Annotated in this window: 24 protein-coding genes; 2 read left to right on the forward strand and 22 right to left on the reverse strand. The window is 62.4% G+C overall.

The window, feature by feature from the left end:
* Positions 1–194: 194 nt before the first annotated feature.
* The 15 genes from ABMA46_RS14040 to ABMA46_RS14110 form a co-directional block, all read right to left on the reverse strand.
* A complete protein-coding gene (locus ABMA46_RS14040; RefSeq protein ID WP_349000227.1) occupies positions 195–488 on the reverse strand; it encodes a DUF5983 family protein in 294 nt (97 codons plus the stop codon).
* A 162-nt stretch (positions 489–650) separates the two neighbouring features.
* On the reverse strand, positions 651–842 hold the full coding sequence (locus tag ABMA46_RS14045) for a hypothetical protein (protein WP_349000228.1): 192 nt from the start codon (positions 840–842) through the stop codon (positions 651–653).
* Between the two features lie 123 nt (positions 843–965).
* Complete coding sequence (locus tag ABMA46_RS14050; RefSeq protein ID WP_349000230.1) at positions 966–1,358, reverse strand: hypothetical protein; 393 nt, start codon at positions 1,356–1,358, stop codon at positions 966–968.
* Between the two features lie 84 nt (positions 1,359–1,442).
* On the reverse strand, positions 1,443–1,919 hold the full coding sequence (locus tag ABMA46_RS14055) for a hypothetical protein (RefSeq protein WP_349000232.1): 477 nt from the start codon (positions 1,917–1,919) through the stop codon (positions 1,443–1,445).
* 75 nt (positions 1,920–1,994) lie between these two features.
* Entirely contained in the window at positions 1,995–4,148 is a 2,154-nt protein-coding gene (locus tag ABMA46_RS14060; protein WP_349000233.1) for a ParB/RepB/Spo0J family partition protein, read from the reverse strand.
* Positions 4,149–4,626: 478 nt separating this feature from the next.
* Positions 4,627–6,669 (reverse strand): bifunctional DedA family/phosphatase PAP2 family protein, encoded by a 2,043-nt coding sequence (locus ABMA46_RS14065; RefSeq protein WP_349000235.1) that lies wholly within the window; start codon positions 6,667–6,669, stop codon positions 4,627–4,629.
* Positions 6,670–6,679: 10 nt separating this feature from the next.
* Entirely contained in the window at positions 6,680–7,210 is a 531-nt protein-coding gene (locus ABMA46_RS14070; protein WP_349000420.1) for a phosphatase PAP2 family protein, read from the reverse strand.
* Positions 7,211–7,280: 70 nt separating this feature from the next.
* Positions 7,281–8,543, reverse strand: a complete 1,263-nt coding sequence (locus tag ABMA46_RS14075) for an MFS transporter (protein WP_349000236.1) — start codon at positions 8,541–8,543, stop codon at positions 7,281–7,283.
* Positions 8,544–8,660: 117 nt separating this feature from the next.
* On the reverse strand, positions 8,661–9,506 hold the full coding sequence (locus ABMA46_RS14080; protein WP_349000238.1) for a COG4705 family protein: 846 nt from the start codon (positions 9,504–9,506) through the stop codon (positions 8,661–8,663).
* Between the two features lie 54 nt (positions 9,507–9,560).
* Complete coding sequence (locus ABMA46_RS14085) at positions 9,561–9,950, reverse strand: hypothetical protein (protein WP_349000239.1); 390 nt, start codon at positions 9,948–9,950, stop codon at positions 9,561–9,563.
* A 242-nt stretch (positions 9,951–10,192) separates the two neighbouring features.
* Positions 10,193–10,444 (reverse strand): DUF1344 domain-containing protein, encoded by a 252-nt coding sequence (locus tag ABMA46_RS14090; RefSeq protein WP_349000241.1) that lies wholly within the window; start codon positions 10,442–10,444, stop codon positions 10,193–10,195.
* Positions 10,445–10,522: 78 nt separating this feature from the next.
* Positions 10,523–13,171: an ABC transporter permease gene (locus tag ABMA46_RS14095; protein WP_349000242.1), complete on the reverse strand. Its 2,649-nt coding sequence runs from the start codon at positions 13,169–13,171 to the stop codon at positions 10,523–10,525.
* Positions 13,153–13,851 (reverse strand): ABC transporter ATP-binding protein, encoded by a 699-nt coding sequence (locus ABMA46_RS14100; RefSeq protein ID WP_349000244.1) that lies wholly within the window; start codon positions 13,849–13,851, stop codon positions 13,153–13,155. Before ABMA46_RS14100 ends, ABMA46_RS14095 begins: the two co-directional genes overlap by 19 nt.
* Positions 13,829–14,491 (reverse strand): ABC transporter ATP-binding protein, encoded by a 663-nt coding sequence (locus tag ABMA46_RS14105; protein WP_349000246.1) that lies wholly within the window; start codon positions 14,489–14,491, stop codon positions 13,829–13,831. The genes ABMA46_RS14100 and ABMA46_RS14105 overlap by 23 nt, the downstream gene beginning before the upstream one ends.
* 4 nt (positions 14,492–14,495) lie before the next feature.
* Entirely contained in the window at positions 14,496–15,065 is a 570-nt protein-coding gene (locus ABMA46_RS14110) for a hypothetical protein (RefSeq protein ID WP_292841596.1), read from the reverse strand.
* Between the two features lie 111 nt (positions 15,066–15,176).
* Here ABMA46_RS14110 and ABMA46_RS14115 point away from each other — a divergent pair, with 111 nt between their 5' ends.
* Together ABMA46_RS14115 and ABMA46_RS14120 are read left to right on the forward strand one after the other, a co-directional pair.
* Complete coding sequence (locus ABMA46_RS14115) at positions 15,177–15,833, forward strand: response regulator (RefSeq protein ID WP_349000249.1); 657 nt, start codon at positions 15,177–15,179, stop codon at positions 15,831–15,833.
* Complete coding sequence (locus ABMA46_RS14120; RefSeq protein WP_349000251.1) at positions 15,830–17,152, forward strand: ATP-binding protein; 1,323 nt, start codon at positions 15,830–15,832, stop codon at positions 17,150–17,152. The genes ABMA46_RS14115 and ABMA46_RS14120 overlap by 4 nt, the downstream gene beginning before the upstream one ends.
* 359 nt (positions 17,153–17,511) lie before the next feature.
* Here ABMA46_RS14120 and ABMA46_RS14125 read toward each other — a convergent pair whose 3' ends face one another.
* From ABMA46_RS14125 to ABMA46_RS14150, 7 genes are all read right to left on the reverse strand, one after another.
* Positions 17,512–18,261, reverse strand: coding sequence for a thermonuclease family protein (locus ABMA46_RS14125; RefSeq protein WP_349000253.1), 750 nt, complete (start codon positions 18,259–18,261; stop codon positions 17,512–17,514).
* A 35-nt stretch (positions 18,262–18,296) separates the two neighbouring features.
* Positions 18,297–19,523, reverse strand: a complete 1,227-nt coding sequence (locus tag ABMA46_RS14130) for a trypsin-like peptidase domain-containing protein (RefSeq protein ID WP_349000254.1) — start codon at positions 19,521–19,523, stop codon at positions 18,297–18,299.
* Positions 19,524–19,719: 196 nt separating this feature from the next.
* Positions 19,720–20,055 (reverse strand): ubiquitination-like system serine protease family protein, encoded by a 336-nt coding sequence (locus ABMA46_RS21375; RefSeq protein ID WP_425475745.1) that lies wholly within the window; start codon positions 20,053–20,055, stop codon positions 19,720–19,722.
* Entirely contained in the window at positions 20,052–21,431 is a 1,380-nt protein-coding gene (locus ABMA46_RS14135) for a ThiF family adenylyltransferase (protein ID WP_349000256.1), read from the reverse strand. Before ABMA46_RS14135 ends, ABMA46_RS21375 begins: the two co-directional genes overlap by 4 nt.
* Complete coding sequence (locus ABMA46_RS14140) at positions 21,431–21,826, reverse strand: E2/UBC family protein (protein ID WP_349000258.1); 396 nt, start codon at positions 21,824–21,826, stop codon at positions 21,431–21,433. The genes ABMA46_RS14135 and ABMA46_RS14140 overlap by 1 nt, the downstream gene beginning before the upstream one ends.
* Positions 21,813–22,124, reverse strand: coding sequence for a hypothetical protein (locus ABMA46_RS14145; RefSeq protein WP_349000260.1), 312 nt, complete (start codon positions 22,122–22,124; stop codon positions 21,813–21,815). The genes ABMA46_RS14140 and ABMA46_RS14145 overlap by 14 nt, the downstream gene beginning before the upstream one ends.
* Before the next feature lie 17 nt (positions 22,125–22,141).
* Entirely contained in the window at positions 22,142–22,384 is a 243-nt protein-coding gene (locus ABMA46_RS14150; protein ID WP_349000261.1) for a DUF2188 domain-containing protein, read from the reverse strand.
* Between the last annotated feature and the right edge of the window lie 90 nt (positions 22,385–22,474).

Below are 22,474 nucleotides of genomic sequence, written 5' to 3' on the forward strand. Positions count from 1 at the left end.
ATGCTGGTGCACGGGGAGCCTACGGGCCTCGGGCCTGCCGTCATTGCGGCTGCTGGTCGATGACTATCGACGCAACGCGAGACGCAGCGGACAAGGCACCGCTCCCGCTCCCACCAGCACCACACCCGCAACCGGCCCGCCTCTCGCTCTCCCGCGGTGATACACGGTGCGCCCGGGCCGGCGCTGCTGGCGCGTCACCAGTCGAAGACCGGCAAGTCCTCGACCTCGTCGGCGTCGCAATCGAGCAGGATGTAGTCGAAGCCTCGTGTTCGAGCCCAGATCATGACTTTAAAAAGTTCGTCGGGAATGACGTCCGGCCAGACGCCGGCGTTCTCGTCATGGGCATAGAGGAACCAGCCATATTCGCCGTATGGTCCGCCGAGGCAGGGCCAGTCCTTGGGCGGCATATTGTCGAGCCGTTTGGCCGTGGTCTCCGAGACATGCGCGGTGGAGATCACGGCGAAACGACGGGTTTCGAGCGTGGTCATCGGAAAGCTCCGTGGTCTTGATATAAGAAGAGACGGGCAGCAGCCGGGATCGTCGGGCCGCTGCCGGAAGAACAGCCGGCCCTGTCGACGACAGTCGACGGGTCCAGATCGGACGAGTGACAAGATCGCCGGCGTGAACCGTCTGGGTTCACAGGTCGATTGTCACGCCGGCCCCACCTCCTCGTTTTGGAGGTCCCAGCCGGTTTGCCAGCGGGGATCGTCGAATTCGGGCGGGTCGATGGCGCCGGAGGACACCCCTTCGCAAGCGTCATACTCGTCATCCGCCTCAACCTCGATCTCGATGCTGCGTGTGGTCCTGAAGACCTGGATGATCCTGATTCTGTGTCTTGCCATGTGAATGATGATCCTTCCTCATGTTGATGGATGTGGCGGCCCGCCACATGGACAAACCTGCGGCGCGGCGCCGTTGCGTGCACCGGTGACGCCGAAGGCTTCCGGTGCCCCCGGGTGGCGTCTTCAGGCGGCGTGGCGATCCGGGGAATGCACAGCATCCCGGCCAATGCCGGTGATGGCGCGGACGGCCGCGGCAAGCGCCGGGATGTCGTCGAGCATGGCGAGTGCGACGAAGTGGTTGGCTCCGCCAGTATAGTCCTTGCGGCCCTTGCAGGTACGGATCAGGATACCGTGACCCGAGGACATGCCGAACTGACCGACCTGAATGTAGACGGCGGTGTGATGCAAGGTCACTTCACCGGAGACGGCGATTCCCGCCTTGTTGGAACGCACGTCGTATGATCCGGCTGGTAGATGAAGCTCGGCGGCGAGTTTCTTCAGCCGCGAGCGGGCGGTCGAGTGAAAACGTCTTTTCTGCTGCGCATCGTAGGAGCAGCTTTTGGTCCAGTCGAACATGTCGATCTCCATGAAACGGAACAGGTCCGGGATCGCTTGCGCGCTCCCGGACCTGTCGTTGGTTGGTTCTATGTGGTGAAAAGGTTAGGCGGCCGTGCGGCCCTCGACGATGTCGGCGCCGACCTCATCGGCGGTGACCTCTTCGAGAAAGGCTCGGCTGTACCGGTTGCTGGCGAGCCAGCGCTCGGCGGCCTCGCGGTCCTTTGCGAGATGCAGGAGTTCCGGGCTGTCGCCGACATCCTGCAGGATGCGGACCATACCGATCGCGGGACGTTCGACGATCTCGAACCGCAGCTCGCTGTCGACGGTATAGGTGCGGCGGACAGAGACAACGACAGTGCCGGCCTGACCGAAATCCCCTTCATGCAGGGTGAAACACGCCGGTGACGTATAGGTCGCCCGTTCGCGCGGCGGTTCCTTCCTGATCAGCCGGCCGACGCTATTGCGACGTCCCCAGGCGGCGAGTTTTTTCCGAAAACGCTCCGGCGGCTTCGGGGCGCCGTCCGAGTAGCGGATGACACTTCCCAGAGGGGCTGAATCGTAAACGATGTGGGCTGACATTGCGGGTTTCTCCACGTTGAAAAACAGGAAGGGCCCGGCTGTAATGCCGGGCCCGGTGATGAGCGGAGGAGCCGATTATTCGGCGGCCTGAAGGTGGTCGGCGTCGTCGCCGTCGCTGGCCATCTCTTCATCGGCGGATGGACCGGTATTGCCGGCGAGGTAGGCCGGCAGTTCGGCGGCATCGCCTTCGGGAGATGTCTCGTCCGTCGCATCGCCGGCGACGGGCTCACCAGCTTCGGCAACCGCATCCTCGACCTCGAGGCGCAGCGGCTCGGGGAGCCAGTCCGATCCTTCGAGAAGACGGGCGGCCTCACGTGCCATGAGATCCTTCTTCATATGGTCGATCAACTGCGCGGAATCCTCGCCGCGGGCTTCGCGGACCGCCTGGACGATCCGGGCCTTGGTGACGCGGCCGAGATAGTTGTCCACCGTCGGCGACCAACCCGCCTCGACCATGTCGAAGCCGAGCGTACCGGCGAGCACGTCGGCATGGGCAAGCGCACCCGGACGCCTGTTCCAGGGTTCGACGACGGCGTTGAGCGAAAGCGAGGCGCAGTGCGCGAACAGTGCCTTGCGGCTCGCTTCGTCGAGACCGAACAGGAAGTCCCAGAGCTTGTTGCTGTCGGGCATATCCTTGTCCCAGCCCTCGTGCCGCTCGGCGATCTCCTTCGCCCATGGCGTGTCGGCAAGTCCCTGAACCTGGCCGAAGCTGTTGCTCGCAAGCGTGATCTCGAGGCAGCTCTCCTTGGCGAACCGGTAGAACACCTGCAGGACGAGCGCATGAAGCACCGCGACAAAGGCGATGTCGACGTCGCTCGCGAGCGCGTTGCGAAGCGCCAGCGTCTTCTGCGCAGTGAGGTCGAAAACGAGGCGATCGGGCAACGGCTTGATGCCTTCGTCCTCGGGCTCTTCGGCAGCCTCGGATGCGCCGTTCAAAGATCGGCCGTTGACAGTGATGCCGCCGGCATCGTCATTCTCGGCGTCCGCCGTATTGCGACCCTCGTCGCTGGCCGCTTCGTCATCGTCGTCCGTCTCGACCCGTGGTTCGTCCTCGGGACGGACGAAGCCTGCTTCGATCTGAAGCTGACCATTAGCCCCAAGAGTGACGAACACACCGGCGATGGCCTTCTGGACCGGATCGTAGACATGCGGCCGATCGGCGAACGCGTCGAGTTCAGCGCCAAGCTCATCGAGCTTATTTTCGATTGCGTCGTCAGCTTCCTCCATCTCGGCGTATTTGGCGTCGAGCTCGTCGTACTCGGCCTTGACGGCGTCGTGGCGGGCGATCTCATCGGCGCTCATTTCTTCCGGCTCGGCATAAACGCGCCGCATGCCGGAGGTGTGACCGTACGGAAAGCTGATCGCCGCTTCGACCCACTTCCATCCGTCGGCGCGCACGGCCTCGGCATCCACCTTCAGCTTTTCGAAGACCAGCTGCTCGAGAAGGGCTGCATCCTGGAACCAGCCGCCGGAATCCTGCTCGAACAGGTCGCGCAGGATGATCCCGCCGGCAGCCTCATAGGCTTCGGCGCCGATATAGACGGCACGACGATCGTCGGCGCGGACCGTCGTTTCCGTCAGCAGGCGTCGGATGTAATAGGGCTCCTGCATATTCGAGTTGTCGGAGATGCGCTCCCAGACCTGCTCCTGGCGGGCATGATCGTCCGAAATCGAAAACGCCATGATTTGCTCGAGCCGGATCTCGTCCTGTTCGTAAAGATCGAGCAGTTTTGGCGAGACGTTGGCGAGCTTCAGCCGCTGCTTCACCGTGTTCGGCGAAACAAAATAGCGGGCGGCGATCTCCTCGACATCGAGCCCCTGCTCGCTCAGCGTCTTGAAGGCACGGAACTGATCGAGAGGATGCAGGTTCTCGCGGTGGACGTTTTCGGCGAGCGAGTCATCCTCCATGCTCGTCTGACCGGAACGATTGACGATGCAGGGCGTCGGCGCGGTCTTCGCCATTTCCTTGCGCTTGACCAGAAGCTGGAGTGCCGAGAACCGCCGGCCACCGGCAGGCACTTCGTAACGGCCGGTCTCTTCGCCGTCCTTCAATTCGGGACGGATGTTGAGGCTCTGGATGAGGCCGCGACGCGCAATGTCAACCGCGAGATCCTCGATCGAGACGCCGTTCTTGATCCGTCGAACGTTTTTCTGGGACAGGAACAGCTTGTCGAACGGGATGTTTTCGGCCTGGTTGAGGGTGATCTTCTGAATGGCGCTTTTTGCCATGGTCAGGGTCTCCATGACGGGCGGCCGGGGCCTCTCCCCGCACCTACAAACCCGTCAGGAACCCTCCCCTCCGCCCTCTACCTCTCGCGGCGCCGGCGCAGGCCGGCTGCCGCAGGCGCGACCCGAATTCTCTCCAGATTTGCGATAGACCCATCGATGAAAGAAATGGCAGCTTCCGACCCTCAAGTCAGTCCTTCAGCCCGGACCACGGAGCACCCGAAAATTGCCGTTCATTCAGCACTTGATTTTCGGCTTGAGCGGGGCCGATTCCGGACGGTCAGGTTTTGGGACAGGCCAAGCCCATAGCTGCCCTTCGGCAAACGACCTTAATTGTCGCCGTTCGGAGTGCTATCGTCACCGCCCGAAACTTGCCATTCGTTCAGCTTCTGCCAAACGGCAGACCGGGGGCCTAGAGATCTGTCAGCTTCAGTCTCTGTTCAGCAAAAAACTGTCGCTACCGGCGCGCTTGTGCCCGTGCTCAATCCGGCGCATTTTGTCCCATCGGTCGCAGCAGCAGAACGCCCCCGTCCCATTCGTCATCAGATTTTGTATCGGAGCGCGTAGCGATGCGCCCCGATCGTAGCATTTGAGCCAGACTATTGCGTGGCGTGTTGGCGTCGGCCTGGGACGAGATAACGGAGACGAGCGAAAGCGGTCGCAGAACCCGCTCCTTGACGACGGAGCCAACCCAGACCGGCATCAGATTTCCGTCGGTGAGTTCAAGGCCGGCATCCCACAGACGCAACACGAGCCGCGAGACATCGGGCGCCGCACTGTCCGGCAATACCAGTGTGAGCGTCGGAAGTTGCCCACTTGAGAGACGGGGGATGACCGGCAGGTCGACAGGCGCCGCTGTCGTGGTAAGCCAGAGAAGAGCTTTCGATGATGCCCATGCTCCAGGCGAGCGCCATCCCTTGTCCTGCAGATCCTGCTGGATCGCAGAAAGGTTTCCCGCCCACTGAATCGTCAGTGGTTCTTCGATTTCGCCTGTGATGTCGATACGCCGGAATGGCAGGCTTTGCCATCCCGATGCCGACCAGTCAGCAGCCGTCATCACCGGTATTGTGCGCTTTACCGCATAGCGTTCGACATCGAGGGAATGATGCCGAGAAACGTTCAGGCCCCCGGCAAGAGCGAGCGCCAGGCAAGCGACCCCGGTCAGGCCCCAGGCCCCGACAGGCGGCGCAGGCTTCCGCATGTAGAAGAACGCAAGCACCGAAAGCCACGCCGTTCCGAAAGCCAGCCCCCCGGCTACATCAGAGAACCAGTGCGCTCCCAGATAGACGCGCGAGAACGCGATCAACAATACAAAGGAAAGCGCGGTGAAGGCGATGGGGAGATGCCATGCCGGGCGCAGTTCGCGCCTGATCAGGATAGCGAGGAAGCCATAGAGGGCTAGGTTGACCGTGCTGTGGCTGCTGGGAAACGAGAAGGCGCTCCAACCGGTGTAGAAAAACTCGTTCGGGCGGGGACGATGCAGCGCAATCTTGATGGCTGTGTTGAGCGCCGACGCTCCACCGACGGCGACCAACCAGTAGGCGGCCGTGCGCCAGCTTCGTTTCCATGCGAGCCACAGAAGCACGGTTGTCGTTACGGCAAGCACGACGGCGGTATCGCCCAGTTCGGTAACGATGAGCATGAGGGCGTCGCCCGGTCCGGTGCGCAGGTCCTGTAGCGCCTGGTAGATCGCGGTGTCGGCGCGAACCAGCGGATCGCCGCTGACAACGTCCTCCAATATCCCGAAGAACAGCCAGGCGGAGCCGATCAGCAGGAGAGCGAGCAGTGCCAGGATTCGTGCGTCGGGCCGTGCCGGATCGAGGAGATCGATCACGAAACGCCCCCAGCGGGAATTGCTGCCCGCCACATGCGTCCGCAACCGTTCCGACATGCGCGATGCAAGCGGCGGGCCGTGGCGAAGGGCGAGCCTGACGAGACGGATTGCGACCCAGATGACGATGACAACGAGGACGACCAGAATAGCAAGCGGCTTGGCGGCGGCGCCGAGCATGGAGAAGGCCGCGCCGACGAAGACCGCGGGCAGGATGTGGGACGGCGCCCAGACCAGCGCCGACAGGATGTTGGCGGCATAGAAGCGCCGTACCGGCATCTGCAATATGCCGGCGATCAGGGGAATGAACGCACGCACCCCAGGCGTGAAGCGGGCGATGAAGACGCTTTTGTCGCCATGCCGGGCGAAGAAGGCTTCGCTGCGGGTTGTGAGATCCGGGTGCCGGCTGAGCGGCCATCGTTCGAGGATCTCGCGGTGGTAGCGATGGCCGAGCCAGAAGGAGAGACCATCGCCGATGACGGCACCGATGGTTGCTGTACCGAGCAACGGCCACAATTTTACGATCCCGCTCGGCACCAGCGCGCTGACGGCCAGAATGGCAGCCGTGCCCGGAATAAAGACGCCGATGACCGGAATCGATTCCGACAGAGCGAGCAGCAGCACGGCCGCGTAGGCCAGATGCGGATGCGCCGCAATGAAGGCGGTGACGACGGAGAAGAAGGACGTGAACACGGCTAGGGCCTCACAGGATGCCCGTGACCAGCCGATCGATGCGTGTTCCTTCGCGGTAGAGCGCGAGGACCAATAAGGCGGCGGCGATGCCGGTCGCAGCGCCGCCGAGGACGTCGCTCACATAATGCGTGCCGATATAGACCCTGGAGAACGCCACCAGCACCGCCGCCGCTAGAAACCACAGGCCGATCCGCCGCATTCCGTGCACGAGGAACGCGGCCGCGATGGCGAAGCTTGCGGTCGCATGGTCGGAGGGGAAGGACGGATCGGTGCTGGGCGCAATGAGCAGGTGGGAGATGCCGGCATCGTATGGCCGCATGCGATGGACGAACAAAAGGATCAACTGATTGAGCGCCAGGCCGAGGAGGAAGGTCAGTCCTGCCGCGACGAGGATATGCCTGTTGTGCGGCCGGTCCGGCCCCTGCCACCATTGGCCGGCAACGGCGAGGACGAGCAGCGGCACACCGATGGCCGACACCCAGATCATCGGGAAATCCGCGATGCCGCCCGCTCCTGCGAGACCGTTGATGGCATGGGTCATGGAGGCGTCGAGATCATAGAGTTGCAACGGCATATCCTCTCGTATTCGCGCGAACGGCTTCGGCGGCGCGTCAATAATCCTGTCTTGCCGCAGGCATGGCCGGCTTCGCCAGCTTCCCTCGAACAGGCAGAAGAACCAGCACCGTCAGCAACGCGAAGGCGGCGCCCGCGAGAAAAGTCGCTTCCGGTCCCGCCACGTCCCACAGCGCACCGGCGATGACGCTGGCGGCGAGCATGGCCAGACCGCAAACCAGGTTGAACATGCCGAAAGCGGTGCCGCGCAGTTCCGCCGGCGCGGTTTCGGCGACGAGCGTCGAAAGCAGCCCTTGGGTGAAGCCCATATGGAGACCCCAGAGCACGACGCCGACACCGACCGCGAGGATGCCGCCGGCAAACGCCAGCACTACGTCGGCGGCGACGAGCAATACGAGCCCGACGATCAGGATCGTCACCTTGTTCCTGCGGTCGGACAGGATGCCGACAGGATAGGCCGACAGCGAATAGACGAGGCTCATCAGCACCATGACCGCCGGGACGAGCGCTATCGGCAGGCCGATCGACTGCGCGCGCAGGATCAGGAAGGCCTCGCTGAAGCGCGCCAGCGTGAAGATCGCGGCGATCGCCACGACCCACCAGTACGGCGCGTCGAGGCGCCGCAATTCCTCGCGGTGCAGCGGCAGGCGGATTTTCCGCAACGTGGCCGGCCGCTCGGGCTCCTTCACGGCGACGAGGAGAAGGGCGACCGAGAGGAAAGCTGGAATGACGGCGATCCAGAACACGGTCCGGAAGTGATCCATCGTCAGCCACATCAGGCCGATGGCGAGCAACGGCCCGACGAAGGCGCCCACCGTGTCGAGCGATTGACGCAGGCCGAAGCTCGCGCCGCGCAGTTCGGGCGGCGCGATATCGGCGACGAGGGCATCGCGCGGCGCGCCGCGTATGCCCTTGCCGATCCGGTCGATGAAGCGCGCGGCGATCAGCCCGTCGAGCGAGGACGCCAGCGGAAAGACCGGCTTGACCAGGGCAGCGAGCCCGTAGCCCAGCGCGGCGAGGAGTTTTCGTTTGCCGAGCCAGTCGCTCAGCGCTCCCGAAAAAACCTTGGTGATGGAGGCCGTCGCCTCGGCGATGCCCTCGATAATGCCGACGGCCAGCGTCGAGGTGCCGAGCACCGTCACCATATAGACCGGCAGCAGCGCATGGATCATCTCGGAGGAGACGTCCATCAGCAGCGAGACGAAGCCGAGCGCCCAGATGCCGGCCGGAATGCCCGCACGCAGGCCGGACGACGTGATTTTCCCGGCCGCGCTTGCAGGCTTCCCGGTCTGGTCGCTCATTTCCTGCGGTTTCCGTCGGCAGCGCCGAGAAGCCGGCGCTTTCCGTGCTGTTGATAATCCTGCCGAGCAGCCGCGCAAAGCGCGATGTTCACGGCGACCGGCAATCGTAGGGGGCCCTCAGCCTTTTTCTTCGACTTCGGTAAAGCCGTGGCCTTTGGCGGTCTTCGCCGGCTTGCCGCTTGCGTCGACCTCGACCAGTTCCTCGCCTTCGTGCCGCAGGCTCATGTAGACGACGATCAGGACGATCGCCGTGAGGAAGATGGCGCTGGTGATGATCGTGCCGAGGCCGAAGCCGCCGTACTGCGCCGGCTGGGACATCAGGTCGCCGAAGGAAGCGCCCAGCGGCCGGGTCAGGATATAGACCAGCCAGAAGCCGAGGATCGCGTCGAGGCCGAGGAAGAAATAGCCGATGCTGAGCGAGAGGATGATCATACCGAACAGCATGCCGGTCGCCAGATAGCCCAGCGCGAATTTTTCAGCCACCAGGTCGCCCGCCGCCGTGCCGAGAGCGAAGGTGAACAGGATCGCCAGCCAGTAAAAGGCTTCGCGCCGCCCGGTGAAGATGGAGTGGATGGAAAGCGTCCCTTCTGCCTTGAACCAGAGCAGGAACGTCAGCGCCAGCGCGACCGAGAACGCGATCGTCGTATCCAGCAGCGGCACATGGAAATTGTCGACCAGGTTATCGGTGATCAGCGTGCCGACGATGCTGATCAGCACCACGGAAAGCCAGTAGGCGGCCGGAACGTAGCGCTTCTGTGCGAATTGCCAGACCAGCGCGACCGCGAGGATCGCTGACATGATCAGCGACGTCGCCGTCAGACCGAGCCCCATCTGCACGTTGAGATAGTCGGCCGCCGTTTCCCCCATGGTGACGGCCATCAGCTTGATGAGCCAGAAGTCAGCGGTGATGCGGGGAACACGATTGTAGGCGACGGTTTTGGCGGTAGCGCTCGATGTGGACATGCGGCTCTCCTGGAATGAGCGGAGGGAAAGGTCGGCGGTGCGGGTGACGTGCGCCTACGAAGCCGGCCGGGCCGGATCGTTGAGGACGGCCATCAGCGAGGCGAGCGTCTTGTTGACCTTGTCCGCCGACGGCGGGGATTGGCGCAGCGCCTTCAGCGCGGCATCCGAGGCGGCGTCGATGTTGCCCCAGTCGGTCTGGTTCAGTGGCCTGATCGCCGTCTCGGCCTGGTCCCAGGCAGTCTCATAGTCGGTGACGCGCTTGGCGGCACCGGCAAGATCGCCCTTGGAGGCGAGGGTCTGGACGTCGGCGATGATGGTCTTGAAGGATGAAAGGTCGCCAAGCCCCGCCGCCTTGGCGGGCGCGTTGCTGGCGTAGAGCTCAAAACCTGTGAAAGCCGCCACGGGAGCGGCAATGAGCGCGATGGCTAGAAAAATCTGTTTCATCGGTGGATTTCCCCGAGTTCTGGCGTCACAAGAAGGGCGCTGTTTCCGCATCGCCCCTCGCCGGTTGAACGGCCTGCCCGCAGCGATAGCTCGACGCGCCTTCCGCTCTTCCTTGGCGTTCGGTGATGAATACGCAGGCTCAATTAGCTGAGAATTAGAGCTGCGTGGCGCTGGGCACGAGCAATCGGCTGCCGACCGCGCGCGAAAGCGGCGGCCGGTAATTGCACCGGCCGCCGTAATTTTCATTTTTGCGGAAGCAGGTGGGAGACAACCGCCTTACCGCCCTTGTCCGCATAAGTTAGCTGGACCTTTTCGCCGATGCGAAGTTTGGTGTCTTCGATCCCTTCGGGCAGGGAATAAGTCTTGCCGTCCGACAGCGTGATCGTGTCTGCATTCTTGCTGATTGCGGTGATCGTGCCGGATGTCTGGGCAGCGAATGCGGTACTGATCGGTGCCAGAACCAGCATGGCGGCTATGATCGTTTGCGGCTTCATCTGCTTATCCTTTCAAGGTCTGGGCCGCCGATCTGTCTTTTCCCGTAGTGGCGGCATGGGTTGCGGGAAAACGGAGATTCACCCGCCTCTGAGCTTGTCCGTGACGTGTGTCCGGCTGCGCATCGCCTCACCCGTCGAGGCTACCAGAGCGGCCGCCGCCGCCGTGACGACGAGAGAAGCAAGGTAGAGCCACGGCACCGAAAGCACCTCTGGCGGCGGATCGAACACTCCTGTCAGCAGCTTGACGAGGACATAGGCAATCAGCGTACCGGCTGTGAGACCCAAGACCATGCCGCTGCCGATGACCAAAGCCGCCTCGCTCCAGACGAAGGCACCGAGTTGCCGTGGCCGGGCCCCCAGGGCCACGAGAATCGCGAAGGAGCGCTCGCGGTCGGCAAAGCCGAGGCCCAGTACCAGCCCGCCCGATGCGGCAAGCATGACAAGCGCGAAGATCAACTCCAGTCGCGTCAAGCCGGCGAGATCGACGGCAGTGAGGCTGGATCCGATCAAGGCGACGGCATCGCCGATCTGGCTGACCTTCAGTCCGGGGATATCCGCAGTCGCATTTCGGGCGGCCAAAGCGATGCGGGCGGGATCACCGTTCGATCGAACGAGAACAATCTCGCCTGCCGCGGAACCGGTTTGCCGGGCGATGTAAGCTGCGTTGGCGACCAGGAACGAATCCTTGGGCGCAGTCGGGAATTCGCGCACCACGCCCACGATGTGAAAGGGCACGACGTGATATTGGTGATCGGCCACGTTTTGCAGACGAAGGTTGATGCTGTCGCCGCGGCTGAGTTGATAGTCGTTCACGGTTTCCTGGGAGACCAGTACGCCATCGGGCGTTTGCGCGAGGTCGGCGAGTGTCGCCCCGGCGTTGCCATTGGCGAAATAGGCATCGGACATGGCCGTGGCCCTCCCGATGCGTGCAGGATCGATGCCATAGAGATCCTGAAGGTCGGTTCCGACGTAGGCGTATCGGTGTTGCATCGGCTCGGCCGCCGCCACGCCCGGTAACCTGGAGAGGCTGCCAAGGACTTGGGAGGCGGGCGCGGCGGATGTGCCCGTAACGGTGACGTCAGCGCCGTTGGTGAGTTCAGCGTCGACCCGCGCCTGGGCCACATAGGTTGCGTTGAAAATCGCGGTTGACGAGGCAAAGGCGAAAGCAAGCGCAGCCAGGCCGATGCCGGCAGTCAGGCGGCGGCCTTGTCGCCCAAATGTCGCAGCCACCACATCCGCCAGACGTCCGGCGACTGGTCGCAAGCACTTGGCTAGCACTGGCCGACCTTGCCGTAGCCCGACCCCGACGAGCCGCATGGCCAACAGCGCCAGACCGATCCATAGCGTCATAGGGGCGAGGAACGCGGTGTAGTCTACCGCCGTCGCCGCCACGCCCTCCGGCGCGAGGACGACCTGGTATCCGCTCGCCGCCGAACGCCAGTAGAGCGCCGCCGCGAGCGCAAGCAGCACGAGATCCAGATAACCGCGAGCCCAGAAGGGCGTCCGATGCTCGCCTATCGGTCGCCGACCGGCCGCAATGGTGGAACTACGAGCATCATGCCAGGCGGGAAGCAGGATCGCAGCGAGCGACAGCGCGAGCCCGGCCACGGCGCTGAGCAAAGGAATAGCGACCCCACGTAGGAGTGTCGCCCCGAGGAGGAAATGCGCAGCAAGCGCACCGAGGAGAACCCCGAGAACCGCACCGCCGACGCCCGCGAGGATCGCTTCAGCTGCGGCCAGGCGAAGAACGGCATCGACCGTTGCCCCTCGCAAGCGCAGCAATGCCTGGTCACGGCGGCGCCTGTCACGCCCGGCGCCGGCGACGGCAAGGGTAAGCAGGATAGCGAGGACAGCCCCGGGAGTGCCAAGAAACAGAAAGACCAGCCGGGCATAGAGGGCGTCTTCGCGCACCGCCTCCAATCGAGCCGCCAGATTGTTGGCAAGCAGAGCCGCTCCCGCGACGCGCGCCTCGAAATTGCGGCCAAGCTCTGTCGCCGCGTTGCTGGCGGCAACCGGATCGGCAGGCAGATCGCGATGATCGAAGCTGACATGGAACTGGGTCCTGACGGTGTCAGGCCGGTTTGCGCCCTGCTGCGCGAATATTTGCCGCCACTGGGGCATCGGCAACAGCATGACGTTATCGGGCGGAGCCTGTGGCGCGACGCCGGGGGCGACGCCGATTGCCTGAAACATCGCATCGGCGTTGGTCAAATCGACGATACCGGCGACGGTCACGGCGACGTCGGACGTCTGGTGGCGGTGGATGACGACCTGGTCCCCCACCGTGACATGCAGGTTGGCGGCCGTCTGTTGCGCGACCAGAACACCGTCTACCGACCCGACCAGCCGTCGAACCTGTGCCGGGAACTGGCCGAAATAGCCTGGCTCGATGCCTAGCGCCTCGCCGCCGCCGGTGGCTTGGACGGTGCCTCCGGTCGTTGCCTCAAAGCCTGGTACATCGGCATAACCGATCGATTGGAGGCCGATAACCGCCGCGGCAGAACGAATCGCAGCCTCGACCGCCCCGCGGTCCGCCCCTGGCTGGAGCTGAACCTGCCAATCGACGGGCACCTGCGCGATCGACCGCGCCGTCATCCCGGCCGCGCTGGACTGCAGAAAGGCTCCCAGGCAAGCGATGAAGGCAACCGTCAGCGCGACACCGCCGATGGTGCCCATGAGCCGGCCGGAGCCGGTTCGGACAAGTCCGATCAGCCAATGCCGGTACATGCGGACCTCCCGACCATGCTTTCGACTTTGCCGTGACGCATACGCCAGATGCAGTTCATCTTTGCCGCCACTCTCTCGTCATGCGTGGCGACGACGATGGCGGTTTCCGCCCCACGCCCCCAGGCAAGGAGCTGATCGACCAGCGCCATGGCACCCGCCTGATCGAGCTGACCTGTCGGCTCGTCGGCGACGATCAGTTCCGGGTCCGTCACGATGGCTCGGGCGACGGCGATCCGCTCCGCCTGACCGCCGGAGAGTTGTTCAGGAAGCTTCGACGCCTGGGTTTCGACCCCGAAAGCCGAAAGTGCGGCTAGAGCGCGGATCCTGGATTCCGCGCCGTTGCCGAGAAGGATCGGCAACTCGACATTTTCAACGGCCGTGAGTGCGGGCATCAGGTTGGCGGATTGGAAGACGACGCCGATACGCTTTGGGCGCAATGTGTCGGTGGCGCCGAGTGCTGGCCATTCCACGTGGCCCGAACTCGGGACGTCCAGGCCGGCGATCAGATTCAGGAGCGTCGTCTTCCCGCAACCCGAAGGTCCCATGATCGCGATCGTCTCGCCGGCATGAATCCTGAAGGAGCAACCCCGAACGGCCGTCACGACGCCTCGCTCACGCTGGAAGCTTCGCCAAAGATCGGTGGCTACTACCAGGGTCCTACCCATGCACAATGCTTCCATCACGGATGTCGACGACGCGATCGGCTCGTGCGGCGAGCGCCGGGCTGTGCGTGACGACCAGGACGGCAGCGCCTCTTCGACAGTCTTCGATGAGGCGATCGATGACGAGTTGTTCCGTCGCCGCATCGACTTCCGCCGTCGGCTCGTCGCAGAGCAGTACTGGGGGCTTTGCCGAGAGTGCCACGGCCAGGCCGGCGCGAGCGGCCTCGCCGCCTGAAAGGTGGGCGGGCAAAGTATCGGCGAGACCATCGAGGCCGAGATTGCCGAGAAGGTCGTCGATTTCGGTAGGCTTGCCACGGCCGGACAGCTCCATCTGGAGACGCAGGTTGGCCCGCACCGTCAGGTGCCCGAACAGATTTCCGGACTGCATGAGGATGCCGAAATGGCGCGCCCTCAACCGCGCCCTCTCGGGCTCGGGGCGCCGGGTCATGCGCTCGCCCCCGATCGACACCGCGCCACCGTCCGGTTCATCGATTCCGGCCAGGCAGGAAAGCAGCGTCGACTTTCCACTGCCCGACGGTCCCCTCAACGCAGTGAACTCCCCTTCGTTGAGCGTGAGGGCAACCCCGCGCAGGGCCACGACTTCGTCGTCGCCGGCATGGAAGAAGCGGTAAAGCTCGGTTGTTTCCAGCGCAGGCATGGTCTCATCTCCACCGCAGCGAATTGGAAATAAGTTTCCACTGGTCGACATTGTCAGCGCCAGCCGGTGCGGAGAGATCGAGGGTTACGGTTTTGCCATTCCTGAACAGGATGAAGCGCTCGTGTTCGAGCCTGATCTGCTTGTTCGTGACCGGATTTGGCGCGGAATTCGAGAGATAACTGATGCGAACGGCCGGTCCGGCCGTGAGCTTCACATCCTTGACCGCGGTGACTTTGACGGCGTGTCCGGTTGCCTTGAGGTCCGGAATTTCGTGAGTCTTGGCCGAAGAGGCCGTTGCAGCAGCGCTTGCGCCGCCAAGGGTGGCGTCGATCTCATCATATTTGTCGAAGAACCGGACGCCATGGTCGATCGCGGTTCGTGACCATCCCTCGGGCACTTTCAGATCAAATCCGTCGGGAGAACTGTAGGTAATGAAGACCTGGTTGTCCGGAATGTCACCCGGTGGGTTCGTCTCCGGTGCCACGAGTTTCTCTTGCGCCCAGGCGGCGGGAAACGTCCCGGCCACCATGAACAAGACGACGAGTGCAGCAGACAGGCGGTAATACGCGGTCATGGCCAGGGCTCCTGTGCGAACTTGGTAAGGCATAGGACGTCAGTAGAATTAGAAGGGTCTTAGAGCACCGGAACCTGTGCAGGCGGATCCGTTTCGGTTACGTCTTGCATCATGCGTGTCCTGGTGATCGAAGACGACATGATGCTCGGAAGGGCCTTGGTGCAGGCCCTCGACGACGCCGGCATGGCGGCAGACTGGGTGCGCGACGGGCATCTCGGCGAAGAAGCCGTTGCCGTCGGCGGCCATGGCTTCGTTTTGCTGGACATCGGCCTGCCCGGCCGTTCGGGCCTGGAAATCCTGCGCTCGTTGCGCGCCGCCGGCGACAAGAGGCCGATCCTGGTGATTACCGCGCGCGACGGACTCGACGATCGTGTCGCCGGACTTGATCTCGGGGCCGACGACTATCTGGTCAAGCCGTTCGAAGTGAAGGAGCTGCTTGCCCGCATACGCGCCGTCCTGCGCCGGCATGGCGGTCAGGCGGTCTCAATCCTATGCACGAGCGAGATCGAACTGGATCTGGCGAGCCACGAGGTCACATATCGCGGCAGCGGCGAAGTGTTGCCGGCGCGCGAATTCGCCTTGCTTCAGGCGCTGCTGGAGCGGCCCGGAACGATCCTCTCCCGCGCCCAGCTCGAGGAAAGGCTCTATGGTTGGGGCGAGGAGGTGGAAAGCAACGCCATCGACGTGCTCATCCACTATGTGCGCCGCAAGTTCGACAAGGACATCATTCGCAATGTCCGGGGCGCCGGCTGGATGGTTCCGAAGTGACGAACGCGATTTCGATCCGCCGCACCGCTTTCCTGTGGCTCGCCGGATTGATGACGGCGATCGGCATCTGCGCGGCGGCGACCTCCTACCTCCTTGTCCGCAACGAGGCCTCCGCCTTCCTCGACAACCAGCTACGGCAGATCGCCCTCTATGTCGGGGACGCGCGTTCGTCGCCTGCGGCAAACCCCGTCAGCGAGGCACCGCACGACCCCGAGGACGATTTCGTCGTCCAGGTCTGGGATGCGTCCGGCCGGCCGGTGCGGCAGTCGCATCCAGCCGTCGGTCTTGTCCTGCGACCTGCGACCGGGTTTGCCGATATTTCGACCGGCGACACGGACTGGCGCGTCTACACGCTGGTGGGGCCGGACCGGACCGTTCAGGTTTCGCAGGACACCAGGGTCCGGCAGGAACTGGCGGCCAACGCGGCGTTGCAAGCAGCCATTCCGATCATGATCCTGATTCCCCTGTCATTGCTGACGCTAGGCTGGATCATCGACCGCATCATGGCCCGGCTCGACCGCCTGGCGGCAGCCGTCGCCTCGCGCAGCAGCGGCGCTGACGATCCCGTACCCACGGACGACGTGCCCGCCGAAGTCATTCCTTTCGTCAGTTCGATCAATCTCCTGCTCGCGCGGCTGCGCGCTCTGCTGGAACGGCAACGGCGGTTCGTTTCAGACGCGGCGCATGAACTGCGCACGCCGCTTTCGGCATTGCAGATTCAGATCGACAACCTTCGGCATGACGATCGAGACGGCCGGTTTTCCGAACGCCTGGCCGAGTTGGAAGCCGGGATAGGCAGGGCCGGAAGCCTTGTGGGTAAGCTGTTGCGCCTGGCGCGTTACGATGCCCATGAGGCAGCACCTGCACCGCAGCCGATCGATCTAGTCCAGCTTGCGCTCGACACCGTTGCGCGTTTGACCCCGCTCGCAGAGAGTCGGGGGATCGACCTCGGTATCACCCGCCAGGACAGCGCCATGGTGACTGGCTCCTCGGCCGATTTGGAAATCATCCTCGGCAACCTCGCGGAGAACGCCGTGCGATACACGCCGCGTGGCGGAACCGTCGATGTCGCGGTGATAGCCGAGGGGCCGGAAGCCCGGATAGAAATCCGCGACACCGGCCCTGGCATTGCGGAGGACGACATGCCCCGCGTCTTTGAGCGATTCTTCCGTGCCGGGGCCCAGGACAGCGAGGGGAGCGGCTTGGGACTGGCGATCGCGAAAGCAGCGGCCGAAAGACAGGGGGCAGGACTCACGCTCACCATGCGCAAGGACGGGCCGGGTCTCATCGCATGTCTTACTGTACAACAAAGTGCCTAGCCCATGGGCAACTAAGGTACGCACTAACTGCCAGTACGAGCGATCTATAGCTGAACCGGGGCCGGTAAGAGACTGTCCGGTATCGGGCGTGCTCAGCGAATAACTGCCATTCAGCAAGCGACCAAACCTGGCCGTTGCTGTTCGCCCGGCCTACTGTGCCGGGAAATGTCTCTGTCAAGGGAGAGGCCGACTGCTGACTGTCCGGCCCTGGAGCGGACCCAGCAGATAGCTGCCGTTCAGCCCAGCAACCACCATATTGTCACGGGGCCGATGATCCCTAGCGCCATTCCGAACAGAACCCAGCCGCATGGCCAAGGATCCGGAGGAGGATAATCAGGATTGGGAGCTAACATCGGCGTTCAACGCCGCGCTTTGCGCCAGCCAGCTTGCCGCGCGTCTGCCTCGGAGCAAAACCAGCGCTCGCCTCTCCCCGCGGAGATTTTCGTCTGGCTATAAAATTTCTGACCAGGGACGTGATAGATGCGCTCGCCTTTGGCGCTGATGTTGCCTTTGATGTTGCAGCCGGACTGGTCGACGAGGGAAACGGCGGGGCTGGGAGCGGCAGGAGCCGCCTGGCCCCGTTGTGCCGCTCGCCATTCCCATGGTTTCTGAAAGTCACCCTGCCAAACGCCCCGCTTAGACTTTCTGGCCGCCTTCTCCTGCCCTGAGAAAGCCCCATGCGAATATCGGGGCCAATCGAGCGCATGACCGTTCTTCACAAGCCATTCCTGCACGGAAGCACCGTCGGCGCGGATACAATTTCCGACGAAGCGGCCGTATTGATCCCATTCGACAAACTTGCATGTGACCGGGCGTGATAATGCCAAGAACTCGTCCAGCGTATTCGCGGACTCCCTGCCGCAGGCATAGGACCGGCCTGATGCGTCATTGCAGCGCTGAGCACCCTCAGGGGCGTCGATACCGTTGAAACGAATCCTTTGGCCAGAAATCTCGATGGTGTCGCCGTCAATGACCGAAGCGCGACCTGTGATCGACCTCCCAGGAGGCGAACCGTTGGATGCGACGGAAGAATGTTGGGTGACCGCCGCTGCATAGGGTCGAACAGCATCAAGACCGTCGCCAGCGAAATATCCGATAGCGGCTGCCACGGGTATCAGGAGCAGGCCTATTCTGGGGAAAGCCATCACTTCAGGCCCAGGTCGACGCCATTTTTCGTGTTGACGTAGCCGATCCGGTCTTTCAGCCAGCATTCGTTCTTCTTGCGAACGTACGAAAACGCCCGGCACTGGTAGTCTGTCTCGCAGGCCGCATAGCAGGCAATGAAGTTGGTGTTTCGAATCCTGCTGTAGTCGCCGCCGGCCATGTCACGGCCCGACCTGATAACGAACGTCGAAAAGATAAGACTGCCCGTAAGGTTGCTCTGGACGCTCGCCACGGCATCAACATTGCGGACGAGGATCTTCGCGTCACTCTTCAGGAAGCAGAAACGGGCCTTCCTGTTATAGGTCGTGGCCTTGCATGATAGATCGCCCTGGCATGCGTTCTCACACTCGGCTTCGGAAACATTCTTCAGGGTCGCGTAATCGAAGCCCATGACATCGTAGCTGTCGGCAGGACTGAATGAGCGGATAGCCGGGCGAGGCATCGTGCTCGGCACCGTCGGCTTGTCGGACGCCTCGGCTTCTGCCGTAGTCGTAGCCCCGCCATGACAGAGAACCTTCACGACTGCCGGAACCGCCTTGTCGGATAGATCGGCCGTGGACAGCGGTTTGTCATCCTGTCCCGGATCGGCGCTGTCGTACTTGATGTCTCGGCTTTGCAGGAACAGTTCGACCACGTTTGACCGAACCGCGAAATTGACGTTCTGAGGCGCTATACCTGTTGCATCGGTGAATTTTGTGCCGAGCACGGCGGTTGAGACGCCAACAACCGATCCCCACTGATCGAGGATCGGGCCGCCGGAATTGCCGGGCTGTAGCGGCGTCGAAACCTGCAGATAGCGGGTGTCGTTTTCCATCCCCACCAGGGAATTGATATTGCCCGTGGTGACCTTGATGGAGTCCGACAAAATACCGTCGAGGGGGAAGCCATAGGCGGCGATATCCTCGCCAAGCCTCGGTTGGGAGCGGCGTAGCGGTAGATGCGACTTCCCGATGCCGGATGAGAGCTTGAAGGCGGCGAGGTCATTTTGCTTATCGACCGCCAAGGCGTCGCCTGTCCCTATCTGCGGAACACTGACGCTCGTGCAGCCTTCCACGACGTGGGCGTTGGTGACCACCCAGCCCTGATCGTTGACGAAAAATCCCGTTCCGGAACTGGATACATCATCCGCGACAGCGGTGCCTGATCCGAACCCGATTGCCACTGCCATGAAGACGGCAGAGAGCGCCGTCCGCTTCATCAACGTCATAACCCAAGCCACTTGCCTATACCCGGTTGTAGTAAGGCGCGAATATCGCCCGGCGGCAACCCAAGATTTTCGTTGAGGTGAACGGCAGATTGACTGCCGGCGGCGGACTGCCCGCTTCTGTTTCAAAGGTCTCACGAGCAGACCTACGCTGCGCCATCAGGGATCCACTGCGACCCACGTCATGCCGTTATGAAAGTCAAACCCAGGTAATCTTCCCATTTCTGATCCAGAAATGCGCACCGCACTTATCTTTGGGCATCCACAAAGACGGATGAAAGCTCGCTTTCCCGTTGACAACAGATAACTGCCAGGCAGGACTGCGCGCCTTCATAAGGTTGACGTCGATGGTGTCGCCACAACCACAAGGGCATTTTAGGACTGCCCATTTCGGTGGATCGCCAACGAGGTAGAGAGAGGTCCCTAGTCTAGTGGGAAGCTCCGAACGACTGCTGACCTGAACAATCGATGCGATCTCGTGACGGCGACGAAACCGAAGCCAAAGACGTCTGAGATAGGCAATCAGTCTCTTCATTCAGCCCGCCATGTCGTATCGAGGAAAGGGCGCACATCGCCGCGACCCCAATGGTATTTATCCGCGCAGAAACAATCATGCTGCGACGCAACCCGATTGGTCCGAACCGACGTTTGGTCGATCAGGTGCAAGACTTCCGTGCTTTCGCGCTCCGGTCCCATAAAGCCGGTGAGACGGTGCAGAAATTCGGACACTGCACTTGCTGCGACTGTGGTCGTAAAAGCCACCACAGCCGGAGCCGGGTCCCCGAGTTCCGGCAGATAGCCTTCATCATGAAGGGCCTGCGCGCCCTCAGGATCAGCTTCCCATTCCGCCTGAGCCGCGATGCGTTCGGCAGAAACTCTGCCCCGGCAATGCAAGCAGGCGGCTCCATTCACCAGCGTTGTGACCCGCCCATTGATGGACCGAATAACACCCTCGTCGGAGTCGATTTTGACGCCCATGTCAAAGACTGGGATGTAGTAGTAGATCGCGAAGGTATTCAGGAGCGAACGACCAAGCTCGTCATCCGTGCAGCCGAACACAATATCGCAGTCCCGGAATGTCTTGAGCGCAGATTGATATGAGATCGGCTTATCAATGAGCTCGACCTTCGTGCCTAATCCAATCTCCGCCGCCAGGCGCTGTGCGATCTTGATTTTGGGGAGCGTGTCATCAATGACGCGGGACCCGTAGACGCGGTTCACATTCGAGGATTCAAAACGCTCTCCGTCGGAGATGTAGATCGTGCCGACTCCAAGGCGGATAAGTTGTTCAAGGACAGAAGATCCAGTGCCGCCAACGCCGACGATGCCAACCCGTAGGCGCGATAATAGGCGCTGAATGTCTGGGCCAAAAGCCCGGACTTGACGATCGAAGAATGTGGGGATTTCGGTCGTGCCCTGCTGTGAAAACCAAAACCTTACGCGTCTGCCAACAATACGAATGCGTTCGATCGAAGCGCTCGCTCCATCCGGCAGCCAAACGCGCGCACTGGAGAGTCCTTGCGGCGTGAGCACCAACGACCCGTGAACGCCGGGCGTGCGAATACGAGTATAAGCGGTCTTGAAGAGTTTCGCTTCTTCGACGTCGTCCTGAGCGGAATGATCCGGGTAGCCGTTCGGATGGGAGTGGACGAAGAGAAGGCAGGATTTTTCGTCATTGGCGCGCTTCATGGCGCGTGTGTAGGCGCGCGGCGCGATCTTCATGTGGACAGGAGAATGCTCGATGACGTCTTCGCCGGTCACCGGCAACAACTCCCGGACCAAAAGCCTGGTCTCGCCTTCGGCCTGTGCAATCCTGCAAATCAAAAACGCGGCCTGCTCATCGGTACTGGCCGCCAAATGCTTTTCCAAGGCTTCGTAATCATGCTCGAGGAAGGTGACGGAGTAGCGCATCAACCCCCCTTGGCCAGCTCCGTTTTCACCGTCGTGAGATACGACCGTAAGTTGTCGACACCCGGACGCCATTTTCCGTCGGCGATATGCCGGGACCAACGCTGCCAATTGCGGCCCCCGTACTGCTCATGAACGTCGGCTTTTAGAGGGACGCCGCCATTGGGCAGCGACACGTCTGGATACGTCCAGAACATATCCAGCTTCGCATTTGGGTAACCGTTCTTCACCCTGATCAGCAGATCAGCGCTCTGCGGCTTGTAACGCGGCAACGGGAAATTCTTGATGACGATGTGGACGTGGTCCCCAACCCGTTCGATCGCGTGCTCATAGCCGGCGGCGACCAGAAAATCCCGATCAGTCTCCGGCAAGAGTTCTTCCACATCAGTCGCTGACATGGTCAGCGCCCGGGTTCAACGAGGACTGTGCGGTGTAGAAGTGGTCACCGTTTTTCAGGATCACCTGCGTGGCGTTGTTCGCGATAAGTTCGTCATCGCCCTTGCCGTGAACCTCGCGCCATAGATCGTAACCTGTGGCGACCTGGCCTAGCGTGTAGAGCGCCGCCCCGGTCGTCGGGCTCGGGGACTTGAACTGCTTCTTGTCCATGTGGATGGTGATCTCGTTGTTGCCGCCACCGCCTTGGCCGGGATTGCTACCGCCTTGACCGCCACCTTGACCGTGATTGTTGTTCGCCATTTTTCTTCTCCTGTTCGTTAGTGTTTCTTGTCGCGCGGCGGAAACGGATCACGCGCCGGCGCGACAGTGTCAGAGTCACGCCACTTTCCGTCGCGCCCCTGGATGCGGACTTCCCCGCCTCCGAGATCACGAACGGTCGATTTCGCCTGCTGCTCGGCGCGGCTTTGCTTGTGGTGGATGCTTTCCGGTGCGGCCACGCCGCCCTTCTTCACCGCCCAGTCGTTGCCGTGCCGAACGACAAACCTGTCATTCTTTGCCATCTTTGGCCCATAGGTTTCTGGCTTGCGCCATGCGATTCCGCCATGGCATAATTGCCATGACCACCATGACAATGACTCGGAATGGCGGAA

It is taken from the genome of Mesorhizobium hunchu, from assembly GCF_040081975.1.
In the GTDB taxonomy this organism is placed as follows: Bacteria; Pseudomonadota; Alphaproteobacteria; order Rhizobiales; family Rhizobiaceae; genus Mesorhizobium; species Mesorhizobium hunchu.